The organism is Candidatus Avelusimicrobium alvi (assembly GCF_958451995.1).
Taxonomy (GTDB): Bacteria; Elusimicrobiota; Elusimicrobia; order Elusimicrobiales; family Elusimicrobiaceae; genus Avelusimicrobium; species Avelusimicrobium alvi.
In genome coordinates this window covers 1-8,135 of sequence record NZ_CAUDSG010000051.1, presented here as the reverse complement: position 1 = coordinate 8,135, position 8,135 = coordinate 1, and the positions used below count along the sequence as shown (strand labels likewise).

Annotated in this window: 8 protein-coding genes; 6 read left to right on the top strand and 2 right to left on the bottom strand. The window is 54.7% G+C overall.

Annotated elements, in window-relative coordinates:
- Nucleotides 1-235: 235 nt before the first annotated feature.
- On the bottom strand, nt 236-1,339 hold the full coding sequence (gene lpxK / locus ACQY36_RS07560) for a tetraacyldisaccharide 4'-kinase (RefSeq protein ID WP_428071617.1): 1,104 nt from the start codon (nt 1,337-1,339) through the stop codon (nt 236-238).
- A gap of 97 nt (nt 1,340-1,436) precedes the next feature.
- On the opposite strand from lpxK, the gene ACQY36_RS07555 reads away from it, so the two are divergent.
- The 6 genes from ACQY36_RS07555 to ACQY36_RS07530 all read left to right on the top strand — a co-directional run bounded on the left by ACQY36_RS07555 (nt 1,437) and on the right by ACQY36_RS07530 (nt 7,530).
- Nucleotides 1,437-2,381 carry a lysophospholipid acyltransferase family protein gene (locus ACQY36_RS07555; RefSeq protein ID WP_428056744.1) on the top strand — a complete coding sequence of 315 codons (945 nt, stop codon included), beginning with the start codon at nt 1,437-1,439 and terminating at the stop codon, nt 2,379-2,381.
- Entirely contained in the window at nt 2,378-2,944 is a 567-nt protein-coding gene (locus tag ACQY36_RS07550) for a D-glycero-alpha-D-manno-heptose-1,7-bisphosphate 7-phosphatase (RefSeq protein WP_428078656.1), read from the top strand. Before ACQY36_RS07555 ends, ACQY36_RS07550 begins: the two co-directional genes overlap by 4 nt.
- On the top strand, nt 2,934-4,076 hold the full coding sequence (locus ACQY36_RS07545) for a DUF3108 domain-containing protein (protein WP_428078654.1): 1,143 nt from the start codon (nt 2,934-2,936) through the stop codon (nt 4,074-4,076). The genes ACQY36_RS07550 and ACQY36_RS07545 overlap by 11 nt, the downstream gene beginning before the upstream one ends.
- A 36-nt stretch (nt 4,077-4,112) precedes the next feature.
- Complete coding sequence (gene rfaE1 / locus ACQY36_RS07540; protein ID WP_428072263.1) at nt 4,113-5,102, top strand: D-glycero-beta-D-manno-heptose-7-phosphate kinase; 990 nt, start codon at nt 4,113-4,115, stop codon at nt 5,100-5,102.
- Nucleotides 5,099-5,839, top strand: a complete 741-nt coding sequence (gene kdsB / locus ACQY36_RS07535; RefSeq protein WP_428078652.1) for a 3-deoxy-manno-octulosonate cytidylyltransferase — start codon at nt 5,099-5,101, stop codon at nt 5,837-5,839. Before rfaE1 ends, kdsB begins: the two co-directional genes overlap by 4 nt.
- Before the next feature lie 101 nt (nt 5,840-5,940).
- Nucleotides 5,941-7,530, top strand: coding sequence for a CTP synthase (locus ACQY36_RS07530; RefSeq protein WP_428078650.1), 1,590 nt, complete (start codon nt 5,941-5,943; stop codon nt 7,528-7,530).
- Between the two features lie 45 nt (nt 7,531-7,575).
- Here ACQY36_RS07530 and ACQY36_RS07525 read toward each other — a convergent pair.
- The coding region (locus tag ACQY36_RS07525) for a type IV pilin protein (RefSeq protein WP_428078648.1) at nt 7,576-8,135 on the bottom strand (560 nt) is incomplete at its 5' end.

The following is an 8,135-nucleotide window of genomic DNA, read 5'->3' as shown; positions in this document are numbered from 1 at the left end:
AAAAAAAAAAACAAATCAACCCCCTTGCCAGGGGCAGGACCCAGAGCCTGGGCTCCCTTCTCTGGCCTGGCCAGGGCTTGGCAATAAACGGTGCTATTAGATACTTGGGAGAGAAACATTCGGGGACGCAAAAGTTTTCCGGGGATAGTTCTTTATCTGCACGGCCCGGAAGGCCGCAAAAGCAAAACGCCCCGGGGCGTTTAGCCTGCGGGGCGTGTGAACGTTCAAATACAGTTTATTTATTTTTGATTTTGGAGAATTTGGGATATAACACGTCGGTAAACTTGTTAAATTCCTCTTCCCCGCCGCGGATTTTTAAATTTACGGACAGCACATATACGTCCTTGGTCAGGATATCGCGCCAGTTGTCCGGAAATTTTACAAAATCCTTAAAAGTTGTAATCAGCGGCAGTCCGCCGCGCGTTTCTTCAAACGTGCGCAGATTTTCCTCGGTATAGTGCTGGTGGTCCGGGAAACGCCATTTTTGTTTGAGCGTCAGCCCCAGGTTCTGCAGGGTTTTTTCAAACGTTTCCGGGTGGCCGAGCGCGCAGAAACACGCCGCCGGGCCCTGGATGGCTTTCAAATCCACTTTTTTGGTGTTGCAAATATCAAAATAATACTCGGGTTCGTGCACGCTTTCCAGGATTTCCACCGCGTCGTTGTAGAGGCGGATTTGGTCCTTAATGTCTTCCAGCTGGCGGACGGACACCTGGTCGCAGTGCGTCATGACCACCAAAGAAGCGCGCTTTAAGGCCGTCATCGGTTCGCGCAGAACGCCGTAGGGCAAAAGGTGTTTGTTGCCAAACGGGTTTTTCGCGTCAATTAAAATGACGTTGGCGTCGCGGCGCAGGCGGTGGTGCTGGAGGCCGTCATCCAGCAGAATAATCTGGCTTTTAAAACGTTTTAACGCTTCCGTGGCGGCGGCGGCGCGGTCGGGCGAAATGACGATGGGCACTTTGTACTGGCTCAGCACGCGGCTCATCATAAAGGGCTCGTCGCCCGCCAGGCGCCAGTCGGCGTCCGGGTTGTCAAACAATACGACGGGGCCTTCGGTCTTGCGCTGGCGTTTGTAGCCGCGCGAAACAATCGCCACGCGGATGCCTTCTTTGGCCAGCGTGGTGGCGGCTAAAAGCACGGCGGTGGTTTTGCCGGTGCCCCCGGCGGTGATGTTGCCGATGCACACGACGCGGGAATTGACGCTTTTGGACGTTTTCCACCCGTTTTCGTACGCCGCGCGGTCCAGCCAGGCGCCCGCGCCGTAAATTTTAGAAGCGGCCATCAGCACGCCGCGCCCGAGGGCGTTTTCTTCCAAATCTTCCTTTAATTTCAGTAAATCCATAAACTCCCCTAAAAAACGGTTTTAGATATTTTAGCATTTTGCGCACCCTTTCAAAACCGGGCGGGTTTTCAAACTAAAATTAGTATAATGGCTATATATGGAAAAAGCCCGTTTTCAAAAAACCCCTTTGCATTTTATCCAATACCTCGCGCTCAAAACTTTTTGCGCGCTGTTCGGCCTCCTGCCTTATAAAACGGCGGTATGGCTGGGACGTACGGCTACCGGCTCGGTCCGCTTTGTGATGAAACGCCGTTTTGAACGCTCCGTGTACGACATCCGCCGCGCGTTTCCCCAAATGTCCGAACAGCAAGCCCGCCAAACCGCGCTGGAATCCTGGCGCAATATGGGCGGCATTCTGGCGGAATTTATCAAACTGACCCGCATGACGCCGGAAGAATTTAAAAAACACAGCCGCATTATCGGCGCGGAAAAAATGTTAAACGCCCAAAACAACACGGGCGGCATCATCCACATCGGCCATTTTACCAACTGGGAAGCCTTCGGCCTGGCGGGCGCGGTGTACGGGGTGGACAAAGCGGTGCTGGCCCAGCGGGTGGACAACCCTTACGTGGACGAAGAAACCAACCGCCTGCGCAATATTTTTACGGGACGCACCTTTTACAGCAACAATGAAGACAAACCGTTTTTTGCCTGTATGCGCTGGCTGAAAAAGAAAAAAATGCTCGGCATTTTGATTGACCAAAACGCCGGTTCCAGCGAAGTATGGGTGCCTTTTATGGGGCGCATTGCGGCATTCTCCCCCATTACCGCGCTTTTATCCATTAAAATGCAGGTGCCCGTTTTCCCGGTGCGCGTCTGGCGCGAAGCGGACGGAACCATCGTTTCCGAAGTGATGGACCCGGTGCTCCCGCCCAAAGAATACAGCATGGACAATGTACGCAAATTTACCAAAACCCTCGTGGGGTATTACGAAGACTGGCTGCGCGAAAACCCCGCTTCATGGCTGTGGGCACACAACCGCTGGAAACGCGAAGCCGAGGGCGAAGCCTATTTAAAAGCCCACCCGGAGGAACGCGTATGAGCGGCAAAATAAAAGCCGTATTTCTGGACCGGGACGGCACCGTTATCCACGAAAAACCCGGCACCTATTTAAGCGATCCGGCCAAAGTGCGCCCCTACCAAAGCGCGGCGGCCGCGTTCAAACTGCTTAAAAAACTGGGATTTCATTTTTTTATCGTTTCCAACCAGTCCGGCATCGGCCGGGGCTACTTTACCGAAAAAGAAGTAAACGCCGTCAATGCGCGGATGCTTAATTTGTTAAAACCCGCCGTCATTGAAGAAATTGTTTTCTGCCCGCACGCGCCGGAACAGCATTGTTCCTGCCGCAAGCCCAACCCCAAGCTCGGCCTGGAACTGATTAAAAAATATAATATAGACCCGAAACAGTCTTATATGATTGGCGACAAAAAGGCCGACGTGGAATTCGGCCGGGCCATCGGCTTTACCCCGGTGCTCGTGACCACGGCCAACGGCAAAAACCATTTGAAAAAATATCCCGATATGCGCCCGGCCAAAGCGGCCTCCAGCCTGCTGAACGCGGCGCGCTTTATCGCCAAACATTCCGGGAGCACCCATGACGCATAAACGGCTCCTGGCGCTGGGCGGACTGATTCTGCTGGCAGGCTGCACCTGCAACCGCCTGGCGGACGCGCCCGCCCCGCAGAGCGCCGCCGTTGTTCCCGCTGCCGCCGCACCCGTAACGCCCGCCGTTCCCCTTTCGCCCGCCCCGGCTAACAAAACTATCCAGCCGCACACAACGCCCCAAACGCCTGCGGGCGTTTCCGCCCCCCGGTCCGCCGAACCCGAAGAAGTAACCCTGTTTCCGCAAGAAGCGGGGCAGACGCTGGAAGAAACGCTCCCTTCCGCCCCCAAAGAACCCGGCGCCGCCGATTTTGTGGCGCAGGCCCGCGCGGGCCAAACCCTGTCAAAACCCGCGCCGGACGAGGCTTCTTTTAAAGGCGAGGAGCTGATTCCCCTGGATGGCCGCCGCCTAAGCCCCCTGGCCTACGAACCCGTGCAAAAGACGGATACTTCCTCCCCCTGGAGCGGCGAAGAATTAAAATACGGCGTATATTATTCCTTTATCAAGGCCGGAACGGCGTATATCAAAAACCGCGGGATTACGACCGTGAACGGACGCAAAGCGTACCTGATTCAAACCACGGCTTTTTCCGCCAGCGTAATTGACGCATTCTTTAAAGTGCGCGACGTAAATTATTCCTGGATTGACGCCGAAAATTTTTATTCGCTCGGCTACTCGCAAAGCGTGCGCGAAGGCGGCTACAAGCGCGACGAATGGCTGACGTTTGACTACAAAAACAACCGCTTCTACGGCGAAATGCAGAAAAAAGAAGCCCCCCGCGCGCTTTCAGGCCCGCTCAGCCAGCGGGTGCTGGATATGCTTTCCTCGCTTTATTTCGTGCGCGCGCAGAAGCTGGAAGAAGGTCAAGACATCATTTTTGACATCATCAACCGCGAAAAGCAATACCCGCTGGTGGTAAAAGTGCTGGGCAAAGAAACGGTAAAAACCGCCGCCGGCAAGTTTGACTGCATAGTAGTGGAACCGCAGTTTAGAGGCGAGGGGATTTTTGTCAGCAAAGGCAAAAGCTTAAAGGTCTGGCTGACGGATGACGAGTATAAAATGCCCGTCAAAATGAAGACGGAAGTGTTCATCGGCAGCGTATCGGCCGAACTACTGGAATACAAACGAAATTAAATATATAATGTTGTAATAATTATTCAGGAGCGTGCTATGCAATCCATACCGACTAAACGCTTAAAAGAGATTTTGAAACATTTTGAAGGGCAGGAAATCATCGTGGTGGGCGACATTATGCTTGACCACTTTATTAAAGGCAGCGTCAGCCGCATTTCGCCGGAGGCCCCGGTGCCGGTGGTGGACGTGAAAAAAGAATTTTTTGTAGCCGGCGGCGCGGGCAACGTGGCCGTAAACCTGGCGGCCCTGGGCGCGCGCCCGGTAATGGTGTCCGTCGTCGGGCAGGACCTGGGCGGCGAAATGCTAAAAGGCTTCCTGCGCGATAAAAAGGTAAACATCTACGGCGTCGCCGAAGACCCGGACCGCCCCACCACCCAAAAAATCCGCGTGATGGCCGAACAGCAGCAAATCGTCCGCTTTGACCGCGAAAGCAAAAAAACCATCTCCCCCTCCGTCTCCACGCTCTGCATGAAAAGCTTTGAGCTGGCGGTAAAAACCGCCAAAGGTGTCATTTTGTCCGACTACGGCAAAGGTATGCTCAGCGACCATAACATCCAAACCATTATTGACACCTGCCGCAAGCACAAAATCCCGGTGTGCGTGGACCCGAAAATTGACAACTTTAAAAAGTATAAAAACATCACCTGCATGACCCCTAACACCAAAGAAGCGTGGGAAGGCATGGGCGAATCCCCCAAGGCGGGCGAAGAAGCCATTGAAACGCTGGGCCGGAAAATTTTAAAAATGCTGGACGCCGACTCCATTTTAATCACCCGCGGCGCGGACGGGATGAGCCTGTTTGAAAAAGGCGCCGAAAAACCCGTCACCGTCAAAGCCACGGCGCGCGAAGTGTACGACGTTACCGGCGCGGGCGATACGGTCATCTCCGTACTGACGGCCGCCCTTTCCGCGGGAGCCACGCTGCAGGAGGCCGCCGTGCTTTCCAACTACGCGGCGGGCATTGTGGTGGAAAAATCCGGCACCGCGACGGCCACGCGCGAAGAAATTGAAGGAGTCCTTCCGTGAGCGACGTGTTAATCGCCGTCCCGGCGCGCTACGGCTCCTCGCGCCTGCCCGGTAAAATTTTAAAAGACCTGGCCGGCAAGCCCGTTCTTCAGCACACCTACGAAGCGTGCCTGAAAACCGGGCTGGGAGACGTGCTTATCGCCACGGAGTCGCCTCTTGTGGTGGAGGCCGCCGCCAAATTCGGCGCGCAGGCCGTGCTGACAAGTGAATCTTGCCAGAGCGGCACGGACCGCATTTTTGAAGCGGCCCAAAACCGCCCCGAGCCTTTTATCATCAACGTCCAGGGCGACGAGCCTTTTATCCGCCCGGAAACCATCACGGCCATCGCTGACCTGTTAAAAAGCGATCCGTCCTGCGACATCGCCACCGCCGTTACCGCCACCACGGACGACGCGAAGATTGACAACCCCAACTGCGTCAAAGCCGTGCTGGCCAAAGACGGCCGCGCGCTGTATTTTTCGCGCTCGCGCGTGCCGTTTAAAAGGGAACTGACGGAAGAAAACAAAGCCGTTCCCTACTGGCACCACTGCGGCATCTACGGGTACCGCAGGGAAGCGTTAAAACGTTTTGTTTCACTGCCGGCGAGCCCGCTGGAACAGCTGGAAAAGCTGGAACAGCTGCGCGCGCTGGAAGACGGGATGACTATTAAGTGCGTGGAAATCCGCCCCGGCGGACCCGCCATTGACACGGCGGAAGACTTAAAAGCCGCCGAAAAGTATTTAAAAGAACGCGAATAGCGCCGAACTCCCGCCGACAAGCGGGAGTTTCGTTATGCGCCGTTTTGTACAGCCATGCGGACGTAAATGCATACACTTTATATTTACACAAGGAGCCCCATATGTCTAAATTCATCATCATCACCGGCGGCGTCGTCAGTTCCCTGGGCAAGGGTATTTCCGGCGCGAGCATCGGCAAGCTTTTACAGCTTAACGGCCTGCGGGTCAATATGATTAAATGCGACCCGTATATTAACGTAGACCCCGGCACCATGAGCCCCTACCAGCACGGCGAAGTGTTCGTCACCACCGACGGCGCCGAAGCGGACCTGGACCTGGGCCATTACGAACGGTTTTTAGACGTCAATATGACCCGCGCCAACACCAACACCGCGGGAAACATCTACCAAACCGTCATTGACAAAGAACGCCGCGGCGAATACCTGGGCGCCACGGTGCAGGTCATCCCGCACATCACCAACGAAATTAAAAAACGCTTTACCGCTTTTGAAAACGACGCCGACGTGTCCATCATTGAAATCGGCGGTACGGTGGGCGATATTGAATCCCTCCCGTTTCTGGAAGCCGCCCGCCAGCTGCGCCTGGAAAAAGGCCCGCAAAACGTCATCTGCGTGCACGTTACACTTATCCCCTACATTGCCGTGGCGCAGGAACTGAAAACCAAACCGACGCAGCACTCCGTCAACAAACTGCGCGAAGTGGGCATTGAACCCGGTATGCTCATCTGCCGCACGGAGCGGCCGCTTTCCCAGCATTTAAAAGAAAAACTCTCCCTGTTCTGCAGCGTGCCCGCCCAGGCCGTTATTGAATGCGCGGACGCAAAATCCATCTACCACGTGCCGGAAATGTTCTACAAACAGCAGGTGGACAAGCAAATCATCGCGCTGTTGGGCTTAAAACCCACCCAGGAAGTGGACCCGAAATGGTTTGAATTTTTTGACAAAGCCATGACCCCTTCCAAAACCGTCAAAATCGCGGTGGCGGGCAAATACTCCGAACTCCAGGACGCGTACAAATCCGTCAACGAGGCCCTGCGCCACGCGGGAATGAATAACGACGCGAAAGTGGAAATCGTCTACGTCAACACCGAAAAAGACCAAGTGGAAGAGAAATTGAAAGAAGTGGACGGCATTTTAATCCCCGGCGGGTTCGGCGGGCGCGGCATTGAAGGCAAAATCGCCACCGTCAAATATGCGCGCGAACACAAGGTACCGTTTTTGGGCATCTGCGTGGGCATGCAGTGCGCGGTGATTGAAACGGCGCGCAACCTCTGCGGCCTGCACGACGCCAATTCCACCGAATTTGACCCGACCACCAAAGACCCGGTGGTGGATTTAACCCCCCAGCAAAAGAACGTCGTCTACAAAGGCGGCACGATGCGCCTGGGCAATTACACGGCGGATTTAAAAGAAGGTTCGCTGGCGCGCCGCTTATACGGCAAGGACCAAATCGTGGAACGCCACCGCCACCGCTACGAGTTTAACCCGCAATACGTCAAACAGCTCAGCGACGCGGGGTTAAAAGTGTCCGCCTGGCACGAAGGCGTACTGCCCGAAATCGTAGAGCGCGAGGATCACCCGTATTTTATCGCGGGCCAGTTCCACCCGGAATTTGGCTCCCGCCCGCTCCGCCCGCATCCGCTGTTTGACGGGCTTATTAAAGCGAGTTTAAAGCAAAAAGACAATAAATAAAATACAAAAACCCCGGTTTAAACGCCGGGGTTTTTTAATGCTGCGTTAAGGCATTTTGTAATAGGTAATATTGTTTGCCGTGCCAACGTCCTGCGCGCCGTAGAAGGGCTTGCACAGTTTCCCTTTTACAACGGCGTATTCAAAACAGTACAGCTCCCCGGGATTGATGCCGGAAAGGTTGTTTACATAATGCGGAATAAGCAAACCGCCGCCCAGATACGGGCCGCGTATAAAGATGGCGGTGCTGTGCAAAAAGTTGGCCGGAGCGGAATTGATGACGAGTTTATAATCGTTATTGGCGCGGATGGCGTCCGACGAGGCCGCCGACAGATACCCCGCGCCGGCGGAAGGGTTGCTCTCGGGCAGGGAATCAAAGTTCAGGTCCAGCTGGCCGTATTGTGTGGCATATACACCGTTAGCCATATAATAAACGTTTTGTGCGTTGGCCAAGGCGCGGATATTAACCAGCATCGTAGCCGCGCGCGATTTCCAGACGGCTTTTTCGTACTGCGGCACGGCCGCCGCCACCAGAATACCAATAATTAAAACAACCACCAACAGCTCTATAAGCGTAAATCCGAGGCTTTTCTGCACGGGATATATCC